Origin of the sequence: Citrobacter youngae, assembly GCF_003818115.1 — a bacterium.
Taxonomy (GTDB): Bacteria; Pseudomonadota; Gammaproteobacteria; order Enterobacterales; family Enterobacteriaceae; genus Citrobacter; species Citrobacter youngae.
In genome coordinates, this window is the sequence record NZ_RPOI01000031.1 from 21,789 (window position 1) to 41,605 (window position 19,817).

The window sequence follows — 19,817 nt, forward strand, 5'->3', positions numbered from 1 at the left end:
TTCATTTTTCAGAAAGAGTAAACCTGCGCATGATATAACCATACCTTGCGAGAAAGAGAGGCACTTATGACCATCACAGCAGCAACACATGCTATTTCCGTTGACCCGACCTGTGGCGAAATGCTGACGGCAATGCCGTGGGCCAGCGCCGATGAGATTACCCACGCGCTGAATCTGGCGGCGACGGGATTCAACGCATGGAAACACACGACCGTCACCCATCGCGCACAGATGTTGCGCCGGGTCGGACAAGCGCTGCGTGAACGCGCCGAAGAGATGGCGCAGTGTATCTCGCGTGAAATGGGTAAGCCCGTCAGGCAGGCACGTGCGGAAGTGGCAAAGTCTGCGGCATTATGTGACTGGTACGCCGAACATGGGCCAGCGATGCTCAGTACTGAGGCCACGCAGGTTGAGAATCACCAGGCCGTGATTGAGTACCGTCCCCTGGGGACTATTCTGGCGATCATGCCGTGGAACTTTCCGCTCTGGCAGGTTATGCGCGGCGCCGTGCCGATTTTGCTGGCCGGAAATGGCTATCTGTTAAAGCATGCACCGAATGTCACTGGTTGTGCCGCGATTATCGCCCAGGTCTTTACCGATGCGGAAATACCCGCTGGGGTATATGGCTGGGTGAATGCCGATAACGCCGGGGTGAGTCAGATGATCAATGACCCGCGTATCGCGGCGGTAACGGTGACGGGCAGCGTTCGTGCTGGTGCTGCGATTGGCGCTCAGGCTGGTGCAGCGCTGAAGAAATGCGTGCTTGAGTTAGGCGGTTCCGATCCGTTTATCGTGCTTAATGATGCAGACCTTGATTTAGCGGTTAAAGCCGCAGTGGCAGGGCGTTATCAGAATACCGGGCAGGTTTGTGCCGCAGCGAAACGCTTTATTATTGAAGAAGGGATTGCGGCAGAATTCACCCACCGTTTTGTTGCGGCAGCCAGTGCACTGAAAATGGGCGATCCGCTAAATGAAGAGAACGATCTCGGCCCAATGGCACGTTTTGATCTGCGGGATGAACTGCATCAGCAGGTTGAAGATTCACTGGCTCAAGGGGCGCGCTTACTCCTCGGTGGGGAAAAAATAGCTGGTCAGGGTAATTACTATGCCGTGACGGTACTGGGTGATGTTACGCCGGAAATGACTGCGTTTCGTCAGGAGCTGTTTGGCCCGGTTGCGGCGATTACCGTCGCGAAGGATGCTGAGCACGCATTAGCACTGGCTAATGACAGTGAGTTCGGCTTGTCGGCGACGTTGTTTACCGCGGATGAGGCACTGGCGCAAACTATGGCGGCCCGCCTGGAGTGTGGTGGCGTGTTTATTAATGGTTACAGTGCCAGTGATGCTCGCGTTGCTTTTGGCGGCGTGAAGAAAAGCGGTTTTGGTCGTGAGCTTTCTCACTTTGGTCTGCATGAGTTTTGCAATGTGCAAACCGTCTGGAAAAACCGTCTCTGATAGCCCGGGTGCCTCTGCAGGGGCACCCGTCTTATTTCTGCAATAAATTTGTCATTTACTCTGCGTACACTCGCGCCTAACGCTTTGATACAGAAGAGTAATATGAACATAACGCAAATTTTTCGTCGCCTGACTCCCCGTCAGTTTGGTCTGTTAACCGGTATCATTTGTATTATTGCACTGTTCTCTGTTTTGCAGATTGCATCCTCGCTTATGCTCTCAGCCTCTGTCAGGGACGCGCAGATTAATGAACAGCATAATCAGCAGGTGCTTTTGCAACAGTCGAAGATCGATGAAGCAAGGGTGGCGTTGTTATCTGCCAGCGACTTACTTAATCGTGCTGGCGTTTACTTTATGCAGGATGCGGCTACCGGCTCGGAAGGGAGCTGGCGCCCGTTAATGGAAGAGGCCCAGCATGCGTTAACGCAGTCAAAAACGGCATGGGATGCCTGGCTTGCAATGGATCCGCATCAGCCTCCCGACTTGATGGAGAGCTATCAGCGTTTTTATAGCGGTATTCAGGAGCAGGCCGATGGATTAATGCAATCCAATAGCATTGATGCGTTTTTTGCCGTGCCTGTTCAGGCGTTTCAGACAGACTTTAATGAAAATTATGCACGTTTTCAGCAAGACAGTTTCCAGCAGACGGAAAAAGGGCGAGAGCAGCTGTTGACCAGTCTTGAACGTTTACAGCACCTCTTTTTATTTATTCCTCTTGTGCTGGTGGTGATTGCGGTACTGGTCTGGCGCAGTATGTCCCGCTGGGTAATCGCGCCACTGAGACGACTGATCGATCATATTGATGTGTTAGCGGCTGGCGATCTTTCCCGTCCAGCCCCCCAGGTGAGCCAGTTTAATCGTGAAGTGACACAACTGAGCTCACGTATCGACGCGATGCAGCAGGGGCTACGGATGCTGGTGCAACAGGTGAATGACGCTACGACCTCAATGGTGGGAAATATCACTCAGCTTACGCAAAGCAATAAACAGTTATATCAGCAATCCGCGAAACAGAGCGATGAGCTAAATACGGTGACATCACATATTTCGTTTCTGGAAACACATGTTGAGGATAACAGTGGGTTTGCTCAACTGGCGAATCAACGCGCCGTGCAGGCGCGGGATATTGCTGCGGGTGGCAACCGGATGATGGCAACGGTAAATGCGTCGATGCAGGCAATTGTTGCCCGTTCATCAGAGATGCGCGGGATCATCTCACTGATTGACAGCATCGCGTTTCAGACCAATATTCTGGCGTTAAATGCGGCGATTGAAGCTGCGCATGCTGGTGAACAAGGGCGTGGATTTGCGGTTGTTGCAAAAGAAGTTGGGTTGTTGGCGAGAAAAAGCAGTCAGTCCACGCAGAATATTCAGGCGCTGATTCATCATTCCTTAGCGGGTATTGACGAAGGATTTCATGCGGTGAACGGACTGGATGACAACTTACAGCAGATTATATCGCTGGTGGAAAATCTTGGCGCCTTACTGAATGATATTTCTGCTGCGACGATGAATCAAGGAACCCGTATTCACGAGTTGACCAGTCAGCTTCAGGCTCTGAATAACGAAGCCCGACAGACCAGCGATCTGGTGAATGCTGCGTCTGATTCCTCCTTACAGTTACATCATGAATCTCATCAGCTTATGCAGGCCGTTGCCAGATTCCGTCTTCCGGCCTGACGCTGTGTATTCAGCTCTGTTATACTCGCAGGCCTTTCATACCTGCGAGCAAGGAGCATGTTGTGGCCAGGGCCATGGACAATTCAATTTTAGAGACCATTGTGCAGCAGGTTCGTCCGCTGATTGGTCAGGGAAAAGTTGCCGATTATATTCCTGCATTAGCCTCCGTCGATGGCTCAAAACTGGGTATTGCCATTTGCACCGTTGATGGTCAGCACTATCAGGCGGGGGATGCGCAAGAACGTTTTTCTATTCAGTCGATTTCAAAGGTGCTTAGCCTGGTTGTCGCAATGCGTCATTACCAGGAAGACGAGATCTGGCAACGTGTTGGCAAAGATCCTTCCGGTCACCCGTTTAACTCGCTGGTGCAGCTGGAAATGGAGCAGGGTATACCGCGTAATCCCTTTATCAATGCCGGGGCATTGGTGGTTTGCGATATGCTGCAAGGTCGCCTGAGTGCGCCACGGCAACGAATGCTGGAAGTGGTACGTGCATTAAGTGGCGTTTCAGATATTGCTTATGATACGACGGTGGCACGCTCTGAGTTTGAGCACTCAGCCCGCAACGCGGCAATTGCCTGGCTGATGAAGTCCTTTGGTAATTTTCATCACGATGTGACGACCGTTCTGCAAAATTATTTTCACTACTGCGCGCTGAAAATGAGCTGTGTGGAGCTGGCGCGCACGTTCGTCTTTCTGGCGAATCAGGGGCATGCCTTTCATCTTGCGGAGCCCGTGGTCACGCCGATGCAGGCGCGGCAGATTAACGCGCTAATGGCGACCAGCGGTATGTATCAAAATGCCGGGGAGTTTGCCTGGCGGGTAGGTTTGCCGGCGAAATCGGGTGTCGGTGGTGGTATTGTGGCGATCGTGCCGCATGAGATGGCGATTGCGGTCTGGAGTCCGGAACTGGATCCCGCAGGGAACTCGCTGGCGGGTATTGCGGTACTGGAACAATTAACTCAACAGTTAGGGCGCTCGGTTTACTGATGAACACGCTCGACTCGCTTTTTGCCCGACTGGCGAAATCGACTTTTCGATCGCGGTTTCGTCTCGGTCAGAAAGAAAGACAATATTGTCTGGAAAAAGGTGCGCCGGTCATTGAACAACATGCGGCCGATTTTATTGCTAAGCGCCTGGCTCCCGCGCTCCCGACCAATGACGGAAAGCAAACGCCGATGCGTGGACATCCGGTGTTTATCGCTCAACATGCCACGGCGACCTGCTGTAGGGGATGTCTGGCCAAATGGCATGATATACCTCAGGGGCAACCGTTGAGCGAGCAACAGCAACGTTACGTTGTCACTGTTATCTACCACTGGTTAGTGCTGCAAATGAATAAGCCATAGATAACATAATCCTATGATTCGACTCCTTGTGTTATGTAATTGTTAATTGCAGTATGAAGGGGTCAATCTAAGGAGACTAAATGGCTACCCACACCCCCTGCTTTATACTGAGCGCGGAACAGATCCTGTCGAGAATCGACGAGCTTAGTGATGTCCTTGAACAGTGCGTGAACGATGGCGCATCTGTCAGTTTTATGCTCCCTTTTAACCGCGATAAGTCGCGGCCTTTTTGGACGCGTGTTGCACAAAGTGTCTCTTGTGGAGAACGCATTGTTCTGGGGGCTGAAAATGCGCAAGGGACCCTTGTTGGGACCGTTCAGCTCATTATTGATCAACCCGAAAACCAGCCTCATCGTGCAGACGTTGCCAAACTCCTGGTTCATACCTCTGCACGGCGGTGCGGGATAGCCCGGGAATTGATGAATACACTGGAAATTTGCGCCCATCATGAAGGGAAAACCCTCCTGGTTCTTGATACGTCTACAGGCAGCGCCGCCGAGTTGTTCTACCACAATTGTGGATGGCAAAAAGCAGGGGTAATCCCTGACTATGCAAAAATGCCTGATGGAACAGTGGCCGGAACCACACTTTTTTATAAAACGCTCTAATTTGTCATCGGGGATTGATCAAAACAGGGTTTCATTGTATTAAAGTTTGCTAACCTATTAGACCAATTCAATCAGGTTGTATGACTAATCAAAAAGGGAACCCATTGTGCAAACACTAAATCGTCGCGATTTTCCCGGTGCTCACTATCCTGAACGCATTATTCAGTTTGGTGAAGGAAACTTCCTGCGCGCCTTTGTTGACTGGCAAGTTGATCTGCTGAATGAACATACCGATCTGAACGCTGGTGTGGTCATTGTTCGTCCTATCGAAAGTACTTTTCCGCCGTCACTGAGTACCCAGGATGGTCTCTATACCACCATCATTCGTGGTTTGAATGAAAAGGGCGAGGCCGTCAGCGATGCCCGTTTAATTCGTTCGGTTAACCGCGAAATCAGCGTCTATAGCGAATACGATGAGTTCCTGAAGCTGGCGCATAATCCTGAAATGCGTTTTGTTTTCTCTAACACCACGGAAGCGGGTATTAGCTACCACGCGGGTGATAAGTTTGATGATGCGCCGGCTGTGAGTTATCCGGCGAAACTGACCCGACTGCTGTTCGAACGCTATAGCCATTTCAACGGTGCGCTTGATAAAGGCTGGATTATCATTCCTTGCGAGCTGATTGATTACAATGGTGAAGCGCTGCATGAACTGGTTTTGCGTTATGCTCAGGAATGGGCGTTGCCGGAAGCATTCGTACAGTGGCTGGACCAGGCAAACGCATTTTGTTCTACGCTGGTGGACCGTATTGTTACCGGTTACCCACGTGACGAAGTTGCGAAGCTTGAAGCTGAACTGGGTTATCATGATGCGTTTCTTGATACCGCAGAACACTTTTATCTGTTTGTTATTCAGGGGCCAAAATCATTAGCCACTGAACTTCGCCTCGATAAATACCCGCTGAATGTTCTGATTGTTGATGACATCAAGCCGTATAAAGAGCGTAAAGTCGCCATTCTCAACGGTGCGCACACAGCCCTGGTACCGGTCGCCTGGCAGGCAGGGCTTGATACCGTGGGTGAGGCAATGAATGATGCTGAGATTCGCGCCTTCGTTGAGAAAGCTATCTATGAAGAGATTATTCCGGTGCTGGATCTGCCGCGTGATGAATTGGCTTCATTTGCCAGCGCGGTGACCGGCCGATTCTGCAACCCGTACATTAAGCATCAACTATTGTCGATTGCGCTTAATGGCATGACCAAATTCCGCACCCGTATTCTGCCGCAGTTGTTGGCAGGGCAGAAGGCCAGCGGCCAACTGCCGCTGCGCCTGACATTTGCCCTGGCAGCCTTGATTGCTTTCTACCGTGGTGAGCGTAACGGTGAATCTTATCCGGTTCAGGATGATGCGCATTGGATGGAGCGTTTCCAGGTGTTGTGGGCTCAGCATCGTGACCGCCAGATTACTACCGAAGCGCTGGTCAACGCGGTATTGGCCGTAAAAGATCACTGGGAACAGGATCTGACACAGGTTCCCGGGCTGGTCGAACAGGTTTCTGCCGACCTGGATTCTATCCTGGCGAAAGGCATGCGCGAAGCGGTTAAGCCACTGTGCTAATACGTTAACCCGGTTCAGACCGGGTTTTTTTATCGTCCTTATTTAGTTACAACATACAATATAACTTCTAAAAATGGAGCACAGCTGAAGCTTCAATGCCCACTATGGTCAGCAGGAAAAGATGTTTAGATAATGTTGCTATAAGCTTGCAACATTGATCGCGATCACGTTTAATGTCCCGGCTTTCACATTTTCCGAAGATAACCATGATCGTTCGCCCCCAACAACACTGGCTACGCCTGATATTCGTCTGGCATGGCTCAGTATTATCCAAAATCTTTTCACGCTTGCTGCTGAATTTCCTGCTCTCCATTGCCGTTATCATCATGCTGCCATGGTATACGATGCTGGGTATCAAATTTACTTTGGCACCGTTCAGCATTCTTGGTGTCGCAATTGCAATCTTCTTAGGCTTTCGTAACAACGCCTGTTATTCGCGCTATGTTGAAGCCCGACATTTATGGGGGCAGTTGATGATTGCTTCCCGTTCGCTTCTGCGTGAGGTGAAAACGACCTTACCAGACGATGCTGAACTGGGACAGTTCGTTCGTTTGCAAATCGCATTTGCCCATTGCCTGCGTATGACTTTACGTCGACAACCGCAGGCGGAACCCCTGGCGAAATATCTCAGCGAGAGCGATTTACAGACCGTTTTTGCGGCTCAATCACCGGCCAACCGCATTCTGCTGATGATGGGGGAGTGGCTGGCCGTTCGCAGACGAAATGGGCAGCTATCTGATATATTATTTCACAGTTTAAACAACAGGTTAAATGATATGTCAGCAGTGCTGGCAGGTTGTGAGCGTATCGCGAACACACCCGTTCCGTTTGCTTACACCTTAATCCTGCATCGCACGGTATATCTGTTTTGCATCATGCTGCCGTTCGCGTTAGTGGTGGATTTACACTATATGACACCGTTCATCTCGGTGCTTATTTCCTATACTTTTATCTCGCTCGATACGCTTGCCGAAGAACTCGAAGATCCGTTTGGTACAGAGAATAATGATCTGCCACTCGATGCGATTTGTAATGCGATTGAAATCGATTTGCTGCAGATGAATGATGAAACCGTTGTGCCGGCGAAACATATGCCAGATAAGCATTACCAGCTGACATAGCATCCGGTAGAGCTGGTAACACGACCAGCTCTTATTGTTTCACGGAAGGAATAGGTAAGACTTGATGCGCCGGTGAGTGCGGTTTTAGCCGAATTCTCTTTGCCACCACGCAGGCTGCATATCGGTAAATGAATGAAACTCGGGGGCCAGATCTTCATCATTGGGATCATCAAAAACGCCCGCTAATAGCGCTATTACCGGAGCATCATCAATGGCACCAACTGAACTTCCGCATTGAGGGCAAAAAGCGCGACTGGATGTTTCTGAAGAACGCCAGGTAGTCGGTTTACCCGCTTTTCCCGTCCATTCTACATTTTCAGCATTAAATTCAATCCAGACGACGGTTGGTGCACCGGTATGCTTGCGGCAAATATCGCACGAGCAGGTATGCGAATTATTAGGGCTCGTCGCGGTAAAGCGAACAGAGCCACACAGACAACCGCCAATGTAGATTTTAGACATGACAACCCCCCGTCAGTAAACGTTCTCAGACACTAGCAGATGACTGGCTTCATCACTAGATCCTCATCGTAAAAAGGCGAGGGCGCGCATGGGGAATTCACAATAATTATCAGCCCCTGGTATAAAGAGGCTGATACCAGGAGGTCAGTGCTTAAGAATTGTGTTTAGCAACGATAAACAACCGCGGAAACGCCAGCAGTATTTTCCCATTCTCTTGCAGTGGATATTGCTCCTGCAGCAATGCATGATAACGCGCCAGATAGCGATGTTGTTCGCTTTCACTCAGGTCCTGCAACCAGGGACGCAACCCCGTCGAACTCACCCAGTCGATAATTGACTGGTGTGAATCCATAACGTGATAGTAGGTTGTACGCCAGATATCAACATCGCAATCGCAACCCATGTCAGTCAAAATATCATAGTACGCATGCACTCCGGGAAGAGGCGCACGGCCGCGATCGGGGTAACCCAGTTCATAGGCAACTTCACGCATCAGAACATGTGTTGGCTCCAGCCAGTTATCCGGCATTTGTACAGCCAATACGCCATCTTTCCCCAGCAGAGAGACCAGGTGGGGGAACAGCTGATAGTGATCGGGAACCCATTGCAAAGATGCGTTTGCATACAACAGATCTACGGGCTCTTCTGTCTGAAATGCGCTAATATCCGCTTCGATAAAATGACAGCCAGGCAACGCGTTACGCGCTTCGCTCAGCATTGCCGGCGAAGAATCCACGCCTGATATTTGCGCTGATGGCCAACGTTGATGTAGCAATGCGGTGCTGTTACCCGGGCCGCAGCCGAGATCGACGACTGAGCGGACATTCTCCAGCGCGACTCTGCTGAGTAATTCAGCTGCGGGTCGCGAACGTTCGGTTTCATATTGCAGATAGAGCGAAGGGTTCCAGTCAGCCATGTTTCTGTATCCTGTATGCGATGAAATAGTATGATTCTGAGCCAGCAATTTCCATCACGCCCTCAGAATCAATGATTCTTGTTCCTTCCCAGCATAGTAAGTGTAGCTTTAAAGGGTAAAAATAGGACAAATCGCATTACAAAAGATAATAATTCATAATCTTTCTTATACTTCTTTTGCTTTCTCTTCAGGATCGCGATCTCTCTTTGGGCATTCAAAAAACTCCTGACATAACATTCACCATTATTATGGTTGTCGATAAAGTCATCACCGTAGTTGCTCTCATAGAGGCTTATGCAGTATTTTATTTTTTCCTTAATAGACTCAATGTCATCAAATTGAATCCAATATTCAGATAATAAATATGCTATCAACTTCTCCTGGAAAGCAGACATGGTACTGTGTGTATCATTCAAAAATATCGCATCGAAATCTTCTAAGACTTCAATTTTATGTGTGGCTTCGTACCATTCGCTTCGCCCAAAGCAATAAACTGGTTTACCGAAAATCAAGGCTTCAATGCTTGTACCAGAATTACATGCGATAACGGCAGAACTCCCTTCAATTAATTCGTGGATATTAGCATCAACAGACAAAACATTCTCGTTGGTTGCTAATAGATACGCAATCTTGGCATCAACACCTCTGGATTTACACATCGGGTGGCGTTTGATTACCAACTTTCGATTTGTCTTTTTAGCCAATGCTGCAACATAGTCTAATGCCTCCATGGCGCTGATGTTCTCATGATCGGTAACCGAATCAGAGTTGACCTGCATGGGGAAAAAAAGGTAATTCGAGGGGAGATCAACGTGGTTATGTGGTTGTTGATGCTTGGAGAGTTTTGTCTCCCTGAAAAAATCCCGCTTCTCGCCAATGATATTTTTGGCACTGTCGTGATCTATTTCATTTATTTTATCGATATATGAACTGAAGTTAACACAAATATCTGCCCACCCCGAATATCCATTTTTATCTACAGAGTACAGTCCATATATAGGTGATTCTTTTATCGAGAAAACATTTTTGTCATTATTATATGAGTGAAAGGAGAATGTAATAGATTCTTTAATTGCCAGTCTTTTAAGACCATAACAGGGAAAACTAACTGGATTCAGTACTACTTGTAATTGTTCATCATGGAGACAAGATATAAAGTTACCAATAAATTGTCGATGAATTCCTTCACTCTTACCTAGCCATTGTGGTAAGTCAAAGTAAAAACGATTTAAATCATTCATCATAACTCCACATGATTAATGTAAATAAAACTTTAGGTTAGGCTAATCTTTATTTGGCAGTCGGCTGTCCGCTAAACAGTAACGATTATCATTAAAAATATGTAGGTATTATATTATTTTCATAGGATCAATACAATCCGGTACTCTTGAATAGAAGTGGAGACAGAAGGGGGATATCGATATGACATAGGCCCTACTGGTGCCGATGTCATATTCAGAAACAAGTATGCTGATTAATATATTTCCCCACATCAACAACTTTATTTGTATCGGGGTCAACATTGAATACTATAAACCGCATTTGTGGGCAGAACAGTTCCAGGCTTTTTTTACTGCATTCCGTTTGTAACCATTTATGACTGCCACTTTCGGTTTGTACCTGATTGAGGTTTGCATCCTTACTGCACACAAAACCATCCACGATTGCTTTTTGCCTTGCAGCATCCAGATTCAAGCCAATAACATTTAGCTCATCGACGTCTTTGTCATGTGAGCTGGCAGAGACGCGGGTCAACGCACAACCGGTCAGTGTGAATGAAAGAACCAATAGAAACGCGACGCGTAAGATAGCGTTGTCATTTTGATGAACATGGATAGTTCTTTGCATTGTGCTGTAGGGTCCGTTGCTGTGAAATTCCAGGGCACAGGTTTGTGTCGTACCTTGTGGTTGTACGCGAAAAGGACTGAGTGAGCAATTGCAACGTCAGCGATTTGACGTATGCGTAAAGTATATGGTTTGAATGGTAGTCGGTGAACAGCCTGAATCCAGGAACAACGCTGTCAGGCGTTATCAATGACCAGCACAATGATGAACCCAGTATGGCAGATTTCACTTCTCTCTATCCAAGTGCGCATAATGTATATTATGTTAAATCAAATCAATACGTACCTGACTCATAACCCTCTACGGGTTCCCCCCATTACAAAATACTCATAGAAGGCCCGGCCTTGTCATCAATGGCATGCACCATGATGGCCTTGATACCCACTTGATCAGCTAAGTTAGAAATGCGCAATACAACATCATTAAGCAGCCATTTTCCAAAACTATGACCTTGCGTATAGACATCATTAGCCTGGCCGCCGGGAATAGTCACTTCGCCCTTCTCTTTCGCCTGTTTCAAGTACTGCGCGCACATTGCTGGCCTGGTACTCATTCACCGTGCTATGCCAGTTTATACCATTGCTGGTCGCCTTGCTTTCTTGTAACCTTGCGCTCGTGCAACTGACAAAATCTGGAACCACCGAACTGGACTTCATATGAATGCTCACATTTCTAAAGACCCCTTACATGGCGTGACGCTTGAAATGCAGGTCAATGCCCTGGTTAATCGTTATGGTTGGGCTGAACTTGGCCAACGGATAAACATTAACTGTTTTAAAAATGAACCGAGCGTTAAATCCAGTTTGAAGTTTCTGCGTCGTACGCCGTGGGCGCGAGCAGAAGTTGAAGCACTGTATCTTGATTCTCTGTATGACGTTGCACCAGAACCCACTGCTCCTGCTATTGATCCCTGGGCTAACAGCCGCAACAAGAAAAAATAAGAGCAAAATTCGATGTCAGCATCCGGTTTTTTTTCAGGTCATTATCAGAAAAAACTGGCGACTCTGCTCGCCCGTTCCCGCAACTCGCTACCGCTAACCAACGTGAAATGGTTCGCTGCACTGGTTGGCAGTATGCTGTTACTTGGCAGTTGCTCTTCACAACCGCCAGGGCCGAAGGTTAGCCCTCACCCCCCGGTCACAACGCCGCAACAGAGCAAAGAACCGGTTCGTGGTATCTGGCTGGCAACGGTTTCCCGTCTGGACTGGCCGCCAGTCTCATCCGTAAACATCAGTTCGCCCGCCATCCGCATCAGCCAGCAGCAAAAAGCGCTGACGGATAAGCTGGATAATCTGAAACGTCTTGGGATCAATACCGTTTTTTTCCAGGTGAAACCGGACGGCACTGCGCTGTGGCAATCCAAAATTCTCCCCTGGTCAGACACTCTGACCGGCACCATCGGCCAGGATCCTGGTTACGATCCGTTGCAATTTATGCTCGATGAGGCGCACAAACGCGGGATGAAAGTTCATGCCTGGTTTAACCCCTACCGTGTCTCCGTCAATACGAAGCCTTCAACGGTCGCAGAATTAAACCGCACGCTGTCGCAGAACCCGTCCAGCGTTTATGTTCTGCATCGGGACTGGATCCGTACATCGGGTGACCGTTTTGTACTGGACCCGGGTATTCCTGACGTGCGCGACTGGATAACCAGCATCGTGGCGGAAGTCGTTGAGAATTATCCGGTGGATGGCGTGCAGTTTGACGACTACTTCTATACCGAATCGCCGGGTTCGGCGCTTAACGACAGCCAGACTTTCAGACGGTATGGCCAGGGTTTTGATTCAAAAGCGGACTGGCGACGTCATAACACGCAACGGCTGATCGAACAGGTTTCACAGACCATCAAAAAGCTTAAGCCTGACGTGGAGTTTGGCGTCAGTCCTGCAGGCGTGTGGCGTAATCGCTCCCACGATCCGGCAGGCTCCGACACCCGTGGTGCGGCAGCGTATGATGAATCGTATGCCGATACCCGGCGCTGGGTGCAATTAGGTCTGTTGGATTACATCGCACCACAGCTGTACTGGCCTTTCGCCCGTGATGCGGCGCGTTATGATGTACTGGCAAAATGGTGGGCTGGCGTGGTGAAATCCACCAATACCCGCCTGTATATTGGCGTGGCGCTGTATAAAGTGGGTGAGCCGTCGCGAAAAGAACCGGACTGGACGATACAAGGCGGTGTGCCGGAGCTTAAAAAACAACTCGATCTGAACGAGTCTGAACCGAATATTAATGGCACTATCTTGTTTCGAGAGGACTATCTTAACCAACCGCAAACCCAGGAAGCCGTGACCTATATTCGTGACCGTTGGGGACGCTAAGTATTGCCGGGGGCTGGTGACCGGAGATAAACGCTGACGTAGCGGATAAATTTCCCGATAAACACCCCGGCGAGCACGCCACCGGTAATAATTGCCAACGCGCTCATTACCGGCTGGCGTAAAATATCGGGAGCGATAGCATTCAATACACCTTGTACATATTTGATGCCAAAGGCCAACATCATGAACGGTAATGCAGAGTAATCTGCCGGGCGATGAATGCTGCGTGGTGCGCTACTGCGTGCCAGACGACTGGGGTTTATCAACATATAGCCCACTATCGCGCCGCTAATAATACCAACCATCCACTGCAGATACGTACTGATGGACTGATCGCGGTAAGTGGCTAAATCGTAAATATCCCAAAAAAGAAAGAGCGCCGGGATCAGTGCCAGCTTTTCCAGCGTAACGGTAGCGGGTATCCTGGCTTTAATCCCACGAAATAACAGGAAGACCAACAAGACATACACCCACACCGGTGTGTGCACCAGCATCGCTACGACAAACTCAGCCATACTCCGGCTCCCGACGTGTTAACTACGTTAAGTGTAGCCTGGAGTTATCCGGGTGCAGACGATGCCCCCGGATACTTTACGTGGGGATCAGGCCGCTGAAGGCTCCGGCAATTTGAAGGAGGAAACCAGTAACGCTAATTGTTCCGCCTCTTCTTTCAGTACCTGGGTTCGCGTGGCGGCATCATCAATCAACGATGCGTTTTGCTGCACGGTGCTGTCCATTTCGGTGACGGCGAGCGTCACTTCGGAAACGCCCTTACGTTGCTCGTCACCCGCGACACGGATTTCCCCCATCAGTTGGCTAACCTGACGCACGTTGTTGACCAGCTCTTCCAGGCGCTCACCTGCATTGTGGATTTGCTGGCTGCTGCTGCCAACATGCGAAACGGACTCATCAATCAACGCTTTGATTTCCTGGGCTGCAGTGGCACTGCGCTGTGCCAGGGTACGAACTTCAGAGGCAACAACCGCAAATCCTCTGCCTGCATCCCCTGCTCTGGCGGCTTCAACGGCGGCATTCAGCGCCAGGATATTGGTCTGGAATGCAATACTGTCGATGACCGCTACAATTTCCACCATTCTACCGGACGAGGCACTGACGTTATCCATTGTCGAGATCACACCTTGCATCACGTCGCCACAGCGATTCGCCGTTTGCGCAGTGTTGTCGGAAAGTTCATCTGCCAGTTGCGTGTTGCTCGCATTTTGATGAACGGTCGCATTTAATTGTTCCATCGCGGCCGAGCTCTCTTCCAGCGCAGCCGCCTGCTGAGTTACCCGTGAAGAAAGCTCCATGTTACTGTCGGCCAGGCTGACGGCGTTATTGGCTACCACCACGCTACTGCTTCTGACGGTGATCAGAATGGCAGAAATTTTATCGACGAACAGGTTAAAGGCTTCCGCGATATCTGAAATCTCATCTTTACCTCGAACATCCAGACGTCGGGTAAGATCGCCTTCACCCTGTGCGATATCATCGAGTGCGCGACGTGTATCATCGAGACGAGAGATCAAGCGACGCACCACCAGCCATGATCCTACCAGCAACACGGTCATAATCGGGATCAGCACTTCCAGCACATCCTGCATCATGACTTTGGCGAGGCCAACGATGCGCGTTTCCGGTGTCACCAGCCCTACGACCCAGCCAGTATCAGCCATCGGGAACAACATTACGCGTGACGGAGCATTCAGTACGTTATCGCTTTCCAGCGTGATGGTTTTCACGCCATCAGTCGCGCGCGGCGATTTCAGCCCGGCTTCTACCGGAGCCAGCCAGTGTGCGCTTTGCGCCAGATCGCTAAAGGTTTTGTATTTTGTCTGATCGGCCTGGGGGAAATAGAGGATCTGCCCCTGTTTATCAACCACAAATGCGTAGCCGCCGGTGCTGTTGCCTTGCTGCTGCATAAAGGTCGCTACGTTATCCAGACGAATATCGGTGGTGGCCACACCGGCAAACTTGCCGGCTAATTGATACGGAATACTGCACGTCACCATGTTCACGCCGGAACTGGCATCCTGGTAAACATCAGACCACAGGCAACTATTCTGTGAGTGACCTTTGGCATGCTGATACCAACTTTCATTGTGATAACCGGCAGATCCTTCGGCATTATAATCATTCGAAAAATCAAGCTTGCCCTCAGCATTGCGCGCCCAGAAAAAGCTACGTTTATCTACTCCCGGGGTAAACGCGTTTGGCTCTGGCCAGATCCCGCCGCCGGTAATAATTGAGTGGCTGTCTTCGCCAATCAGGTGTGGAACCACGCTTTGATACAAAGACTCATCATTAGGCAGTACTTCGGCCAGTCGTGACAGACTGACGGTTTCGCCCTCGATTCGGGATAGCACAGTACTCAGTTGACGGGTTAAACCTTGCCCTGTTTCTTCTATCAGAGCGGTATTGATTTCGACGACGCGTGGCTGACCACGCCAGAGCATAATTGCAACAATAACAAGGGTGGTCACCGCAAGCAGCAGGATGCCGCCAATGGTTAACCGCGTTGAAATACGAGTAGGATACCAGGCCATACAAACTCCTTCTGCAAAAGGCTAACTTTTACCCAGTATCGGCACAGGAGTTTATATCTTTATAACGTTTTCTTAAGTCTTACGAAATAAATAAGTGACGTTGTCACATATAGCAAAACCCAGCACTCAGGCTGGGTTTTAATACATGGATAATCTTATTTAGATAATTCTTTTTTGATTTCTTCTTTTATTTTACTTAATTCACTTTGCGGATGTTTTTTGCAAAGTTCAACGGTCAGAGGCACAGCTGTAGTGATGGTTTCGTTATAGTCAACGAAGTCGCCGCCTTTGAAGTCTTCATCTTCATTCAGCACCCAGAAAGCAACCGGAGCCATAGTTTGCGGGTTCAAATCAATAAACTCCTGGCAGCTCATGCCTTTCGGAGTGACTTCAGTTTTAGCGTTATCAGTTGCTGCATTGACGCTTACACTGGTTAACAGCGCTGCGACCAGGATGCCTGCTGTAGAAAGGGAGAATTTATTCATTGTAGTACTCCATTTATAATCCAGATAATATCTACACTTGCGCTTTAAACCGTTAATGTAGTTCGCAAAAAATAATACTCCCACCGTCAGAAGAATAAATATTACGGCCATCGATATGGCTGAAATTTATATTTCACATTACTGATTCTGATGTCTGATAAGAAATGTTGCACACAATGTGATCGTTACGACGAAATCAGCAGATTCATCCCTCACTTACCCTACCTTTGCACCAAAACTGAACTACGCTGCACAAATGTTGATCATTGGTTAATGAAAATTGATGTTTTTTAACAAAGAACCCCGACGCAGCGCTGTCGCCGACCTGGCACGCGTCCTGCATTGTTAATCCGGTAACAGTGACGCGGTATCTGACAAACAACTAACAGCGAGATGGTAATGACATCAAAACCTGAGTTATTTGCCCGCATAGAAAGGACCTTTAGCCAGCTAACGCCCAGTGAAAAGCGCGTTGCCGGTTGGTTGTTAGCGCACGCTGCACAGATCCCTTTTGAAACGGCAGACGGCATCGCGAAAGCAGCAGGAACCAGTGGCATTACCGTCGGGCGCTACCTGCGTAAACTCGGGTTTCGTAACCTGGAAGATGCGAAAGCCAGCCTGCGTGAAATACCGGCTATTCCCTATCAGCCCTGGGGAATGAACGAGCGCCTGGACTCCTGGCACCAGCAGCAAAATCTACCTGACCGCGCACAACAGTCGCTGTTGCTGGAGATTGACGCTATCACCCACGTCTACCAACTGGCGCAAAGCGAGACATTTTTACGTATTGCGCAGCAATTGGCGCAGGCAGAAGCCGTTTATATCCTTGGGATCCAGTCCACCCGCGGGATCGCTAACGCCTTTTTTAGCCATCTGGAATATCTGCGCCCGAAAGTGAGTTACTCCGAAGGGCTTTCCGGTAGCTGGGTTGAGTCGCTGAACTCGGGATTTAATCAACCTTATGTCGTGATCACCGATACGCGCGCTTACTCGGCGACATCCCGACAATATTGCCGCGTTGCCAGTGAGCGCGGCATTCCTCTCGCGTTAATCACGGATGTATGGTGCCCCTGGGCCAGAGACTATGCCATTGATTTACTTCAGGTGAAAACGGATACCGGGCACTTCTGGGATTCACTTGCTCCGGTAAGTTGCCTGTTCAACTTATTACTCTCCGCGGTGGTGGCGCAACTGGGCGACTCCCTCGCAGGACGCCTGCAAACTAACCGCCAGTTACAACAACAATTTGGTCAATTCGAACAATAAACAGGAAACGTGCTATGTCAGATACCCCAGAACTGGTCGATTTGTCGGTGATTTTCCCGTCACTGCATATCGACCTGAAATACGCTACAGCCGATAACATTACCGGTGCGCCCATCTACCAGGAAGCGCGCTGCCTGCTGCATTCCGAGGCCGTCACTGCACTGGCTAAAAGCATCAGCATCGCGCAGTTGGCGGGTTTGTCATTGGTGGTGTATGACGCCTACCGCCCACAACAGGCGCAGGCGATACTGTGGAATGCCTGTCCGGATCCGCAGTATGTGGTGGATGTTGCGATCGGTTCGAATCACAGCCGGGGTACGGCCATTGACGTCACGCTGATGGATGCTCGCGGTAATGTGCTCGATATGGGGGCTGGTTTTGATGAAATGCATGACCGTTCCCATGCCTGGCACCCTTCAGTTCCTCCGGCTGCGCAGCGTAATCGACTGCTGCTCAATGCCATCATGTTCGGCGGCGGTTTTGTCGGCATCAACAGCGAGTGGTGGCATTTCGAACTGCCAAATGCCGCGCGTTACCCGCTGCTTGACGATCAAATAACTTGTTACACTGTCACGTCTATAACAACACAACATCCCCTTTAATTCTGGAGCCTGGTTATGAAGACTACACCTGCGTTAACCTCGTTTTTTCGCCCCGCTCTGTTAGCCGTTGCGCTGGCGGTCGCTTTGCCTGCCGCACAGGCCGCCGTCCCTAAAGATATGCTGGTTATCGGTAAAGCCGCCGATCCACAAACGCTCGACCCCGCTGTAACAATCGATAACAACGACTGGACGGTGACCTATCCCTCATATCAGCGTTTGGTTCAGTACAAAACAGAGGGCGGCAAAGGTTCCACGGAAGTTGAAGGTGATTTGGCCAGCGGCTGGAAAGCGTCTGATGACCAAAAAGAATGGATCTTTACCCTGAAAAGCGATGCAAAATTCGCCGACGGCACGCCAGTGACCGCTGATGCAGTAAAACAATCTTTTGAGCGCTTGCTCAAGATCGGTCAAGGGCCGGCTGAGGCATTTCCGAAAGATCTGAAAGTTGATGCCATCGACAGCAACACGGTGAAATTTACCCTTAGCCAACCATTCGCGCCGTTCTTATATACGCTGGCAAATGACGGTGCCTCAATTATCAACCCGGCGATTTTAAAAGAGCATGCCGCTGATGATGCCCGTGGATTTCTGGCACAAAATACGGCCGGGTCTGGTCCCTTCATGTTGAAGATCTGGCAAAAAGGACAACAACTGGTACTGGTACCCAACCCACATTATTCCGGCCCTAAACCCACGTTTAAACGCGTATCGGTCAAGATCATCGGAGAAAGCGCTTCCCGTCGTTTGCAACTGTCCCGAGGCGATATCGACATTGCCGATGCGCTTCCTGTTGACCAGCTTGCTGCTCTCAAACAGGAAGGCAAAGTGAACGTGGCGGATTATCCCTCGTTGCGCGTCACCTATCTGTATCTGAATAACAGTAAAGCGCCGCTCAATCAGGTGGATTTGCGCCGCGCCATCTCGTGGGCCACCGATTATAAAGGCATGGTAAATGGGATCCTCAGCGGTAACGGCAAGCAGATGCGTGGCCCTATTCCTGAGGGGATGTGGGGTTTTGATGACAAGGCCATGCAGTACAGCTTTGATGAAGCGAAAGCAAAAGAAGCAATAGGTAACGTTGCCAACAAACCCGAAACCCTGGGCTTCCTGTATTCCGATAACGATCCTAACTGGGAGCCAATTGCGCTCTCCACTCAGGCCAGCCTCGGCAAGTTAGGTATTAAGGTGAAACTGGAAAAACTGGCGAATGCCACCATGCGCGATCGCGTCGGTAAAGGTGACTATGACATTGCCATCGGTAACTGGAGCCCGGACTTTGCTGACCCGTACATGTTCATGAACTACTGGTTCGAGTCGGATAAGAAAGGCTTGCCGGGTAACCGTTCATTCTATGAAAACAGTGAGGTCGATAAGTTGCTGCGCAGCGCGCTGGCCACCACCGACCAGGTCGCCAGAACCAATGATTACCAGCAGGCGCAAACCATCGTCATTGATGAAGCGGCTTACGTCTATTTATTCCAGAAAAACTACCAGCTGGCGATGAATAAAGACGTCAAAGGTTTTGTCTTCAACCCCATGCTGGAACAGGTCTTCAATATCTCCACCATGAGTAAATAAACCACATTAATGCGGAGCCGATTTGG

The 19,817-nt window shown here is 49.6% G+C and carries 19 protein-coding genes and 1 pseudogene; 12 read left to right on the plus strand and 8 right to left on the minus strand.

The window, feature by feature from the left end:
• Positions 1-66 precede the first annotated feature (66 nt).
• The 7 genes from sad (at position 67) to EHN13_RS21695 (ending at position 7,770) form a co-directional block, all read left to right on the plus strand.
• Complete coding sequence (gene sad, locus EHN13_RS21665; RefSeq protein ID WP_115643406.1) at positions 67-1,455, plus strand: succinate-semialdehyde dehydrogenase; 1,389 nt, start codon at positions 67-69, stop codon at positions 1,453-1,455.
• A 102-nt stretch (positions 1,456-1,557) separates the two neighbouring features.
• Complete coding sequence (locus EHN13_RS21670; protein WP_124022070.1) at positions 1,558-3,135, plus strand: methyl-accepting chemotaxis protein; 1,578 nt, start codon at positions 1,558-1,560, stop codon at positions 3,133-3,135.
• A gap of 62 nt (positions 3,136-3,197) precedes the next feature.
• Positions 3,198-4,124: a glutaminase B gene (glsB, locus tag EHN13_RS21675; RefSeq protein WP_048211680.1), complete on the plus strand. Its 927-nt coding sequence runs from the start codon at positions 3,198-3,200 to the stop codon at positions 4,122-4,124.
• Positions 4,124-4,483: a DUF4186 domain-containing protein gene (locus tag EHN13_RS21680; RefSeq protein WP_048211679.1), complete on the plus strand. Its 360-nt coding sequence runs from the start codon at positions 4,124-4,126 to the stop codon at positions 4,481-4,483. Before glsB ends, EHN13_RS21680 begins: the two co-directional genes overlap by 1 nt.
• Positions 4,484-4,563: 80 nt before the next feature.
• Positions 4,564-5,091, plus strand: coding sequence for a GNAT family N-acetyltransferase (locus tag EHN13_RS21685; RefSeq protein WP_061067890.1), 528 nt, complete (start codon positions 4,564-4,566; stop codon positions 5,089-5,091).
• 106 nt (positions 5,092-5,197) lie between these two features.
• Entirely contained in the window at positions 5,198-6,649 is a 1,452-nt protein-coding gene (locus EHN13_RS21690; protein WP_048211677.1) for a tagaturonate reductase, read from the plus strand.
• 206 nt (positions 6,650-6,855) lie between these two features.
• Entirely contained in the window at positions 6,856-7,770 is a 915-nt protein-coding gene (locus EHN13_RS21695) for a bestrophin family protein (protein WP_061067892.1), read from the plus strand.
• An 84-nt stretch (positions 7,771-7,854) separates the two neighbouring features.
• Here EHN13_RS21695 and EHN13_RS21700 read toward each other — a convergent pair whose 3' ends face one another.
• The 5 genes and pseudogenes from EHN13_RS21700 to EHN13_RS21720 all read right to left on the minus strand — a co-directional run.
• A complete protein-coding gene (locus EHN13_RS21700) occupies positions 7,855-8,232 on the minus strand; it encodes a GFA family protein (RefSeq protein WP_048211675.1) in 378 nt (125 codons plus the stop codon).
• A 151-nt stretch (positions 8,233-8,383) separates the two neighbouring features.
• Positions 8,384-9,148: a trans-aconitate 2-methyltransferase gene (tam, locus tag EHN13_RS21705; RefSeq protein WP_124022071.1), complete on the minus strand. Its 765-nt coding sequence runs from the start codon at positions 9,146-9,148 to the stop codon at positions 8,384-8,386.
• Positions 9,149-9,216: 68 nt separating this feature from the next.
• Complete coding sequence (locus tag EHN13_RS21710; RefSeq protein ID WP_124022072.1) at positions 9,217-10,392, minus strand: capsular polysaccharide export protein, LipB/KpsS family; 1,176 nt, start codon at positions 10,390-10,392, stop codon at positions 9,217-9,219.
• Between the two features lie 211 nt (positions 10,393-10,603).
• Entirely contained in the window at positions 10,604-10,996 is a 393-nt protein-coding gene (locus tag EHN13_RS21715; RefSeq protein ID WP_116360092.1) for a hypothetical protein, read from the minus strand.
• Positions 10,997-11,283: 287 nt separating this feature from the next.
• A pseudogene (locus EHN13_RS21720) lies at positions 11,284-11,468 on the minus strand (hypothetical protein); the annotation flags it as partial.
• 181 nt (positions 11,469-11,649) lie between these two features.
• Here EHN13_RS21720 and EHN13_RS21725 point away from each other — a divergent pair.
• Both EHN13_RS21725 and EHN13_RS21730 read left to right on the plus strand, forming a co-directional pair.
• The gene (locus EHN13_RS21725; RefSeq protein ID WP_048211670.1) at positions 11,650-11,934 is read left to right on the plus strand and encodes a VF530 family protein; all 285 of its coding nucleotides are present in this window, start codon (positions 11,650-11,652) and stop codon (positions 11,932-11,934) included.
• 12 nt (positions 11,935-11,946) lie between these two features.
• On the plus strand, positions 11,947-13,314 hold the full coding sequence (locus tag EHN13_RS21730) for a glycoside hydrolase family 10-like protein (protein WP_124022073.1): 1,368 nt from the start codon (positions 11,947-11,949) through the stop codon (positions 13,312-13,314).
• Here EHN13_RS21730 and EHN13_RS21735 read toward each other — a convergent pair.
• From EHN13_RS21735 to hdeB, 3 genes are all read right to left on the minus strand, one after another.
• Positions 13,311-13,829, minus strand: coding sequence for a hypothetical protein (locus tag EHN13_RS21735; protein WP_101742195.1), 519 nt, complete (start codon positions 13,827-13,829; stop codon positions 13,311-13,313). The genes EHN13_RS21730 and EHN13_RS21735 overlap by 4 nt on opposite strands.
• Before the next feature lie 87 nt (positions 13,830-13,916).
• On the minus strand, positions 13,917-15,860 hold the full coding sequence (locus tag EHN13_RS21740; protein ID WP_124022074.1) for a methyl-accepting chemotaxis protein: 1,944 nt from the start codon (positions 15,858-15,860) through the stop codon (positions 13,917-13,919).
• Between the two features lie 155 nt (positions 15,861-16,015).
• Positions 16,016-16,345 carry an acid-activated periplasmic chaperone HdeB gene (hdeB, locus tag EHN13_RS21745; RefSeq protein WP_005122660.1) on the minus strand — a complete coding sequence of 110 codons (330 nt, stop codon included), beginning with the start codon at positions 16,343-16,345 and terminating at the stop codon, positions 16,016-16,018.
• Between the two features lie 399 nt (positions 16,346-16,744).
• Between hdeB and EHN13_RS21750 the strand changes: the two genes are divergently transcribed.
• From EHN13_RS21750 to EHN13_RS21760, 3 genes are read left to right on the plus strand one after another with little or no spacing between them, the layout of a single operon-like run.
• Complete coding sequence (locus EHN13_RS21750) at positions 16,745-17,611, plus strand: MurR/RpiR family transcriptional regulator (protein ID WP_048211666.1); 867 nt, start codon at positions 16,745-16,747, stop codon at positions 17,609-17,611.
• A 14-nt stretch (positions 17,612-17,625) separates the two neighbouring features.
• Positions 17,626-18,213 (plus strand): D-alanyl-D-alanine dipeptidase, encoded by a 588-nt coding sequence (ddpX, locus tag EHN13_RS21755; protein ID WP_124022075.1) that lies wholly within the window; start codon positions 17,626-17,628, stop codon positions 18,211-18,213.
• A 15-nt stretch (positions 18,214-18,228) separates the two neighbouring features.
• Positions 18,229-19,791 carry an ABC transporter substrate-binding protein gene (locus EHN13_RS21760; RefSeq protein WP_124022076.1) on the plus strand — a complete coding sequence of 521 codons (1,563 nt, stop codon included), beginning with the start codon at positions 18,229-18,231 and terminating at the stop codon, positions 19,789-19,791.
• Positions 19,792-19,817: the final 26 nt, after the last annotated feature.

Excerpts from the sequence above, each read along its gene's own strand:
- EHN13_RS21700 (WP_048211675.1), bottom strand. The coding sequence starts at position 8,232 with ATGTCTAAAATCTACATTGGCGGTTGTCTGTGTGGCTCTGTTCGCTTT.
- EHN13_RS21760 (WP_124022076.1), top strand. The coding sequence starts at position 18,229 with ATGAAGACTACACCTGCGTTAACCTCGTTTTTTCGCCCCGCTCTGTTA.
- EHN13_RS21735 (WP_101742195.1), bottom strand. The coding sequence starts at position 13,829 with ATGGCTGAGTTTGTCGTAGCGATGCTGGTGCACACACCGGTGTGGGTG.
- EHN13_RS21710 (WP_124022072.1), bottom strand. The coding sequence starts at position 10,392 with ATGATGAATGATTTAAATCGTTTTTACTTTGACTTACCACAATGGCTA.
- EHN13_RS21715 (WP_116360092.1), bottom strand. The coding sequence starts at position 10,996 with ATGCAAAGAACTATCCATGTTCATCAAAATGACAACGCTATCTTACGC.
- tam (WP_124022071.1), bottom strand. The coding sequence starts at position 9,148 with ATGGCTGACTGGAACCCTTCGCTCTATCTGCAATATGAAACCGAACGT.
- sad (WP_115643406.1), top strand. The coding sequence starts at position 67 with ATGACCATCACAGCAGCAACACATGCTATTTCCGTTGACCCGACCTGT.
- EHN13_RS21695 (WP_061067892.1), top strand. The coding sequence starts at position 6,856 with ATGATCGTTCGCCCCCAACAACACTGGCTACGCCTGATATTCGTCTGG.
- EHN13_RS21725 (WP_048211670.1), top strand. The coding sequence starts at position 11,650 with ATGAATGCTCACATTTCTAAAGACCCCTTACATGGCGTGACGCTTGAA.
- hdeB (WP_005122660.1), bottom strand. The coding sequence starts at position 16,345 with ATGAATAAATTCTCCCTTTCTACAGCAGGCATCCTGGTCGCAGCGCTG.
- ddpX (WP_124022075.1), top strand. The coding sequence starts at position 17,626 with ATGTCAGATACCCCAGAACTGGTCGATTTGTCGGTGATTTTCCCGTCA.
- EHN13_RS21740 (WP_124022074.1), bottom strand. The coding sequence starts at position 15,860 with ATGGCCTGGTATCCTACTCGTATTTCAACGCGGTTAACCATTGGCGGC.
- EHN13_RS21730 (WP_124022073.1), top strand. The coding sequence starts at position 11,947 with ATGTCAGCATCCGGTTTTTTTTCAGGTCATTATCAGAAAAAACTGGCG.
- EHN13_RS21670 (WP_124022070.1), top strand. The coding sequence starts at position 1,558 with ATGAACATAACGCAAATTTTTCGTCGCCTGACTCCCCGTCAGTTTGGT.
- EHN13_RS21750 (WP_048211666.1), top strand. The coding sequence starts at position 16,745 with ATGACATCAAAACCTGAGTTATTTGCCCGCATAGAAAGGACCTTTAGC.
- EHN13_RS21685 (WP_061067890.1), top strand. The coding sequence starts at position 4,564 with ATGGCTACCCACACCCCCTGCTTTATACTGAGCGCGGAACAGATCCTG.
- EHN13_RS21680 (WP_048211679.1), top strand. The coding sequence starts at position 4,124 with ATGAACACGCTCGACTCGCTTTTTGCCCGACTGGCGAAATCGACTTTT.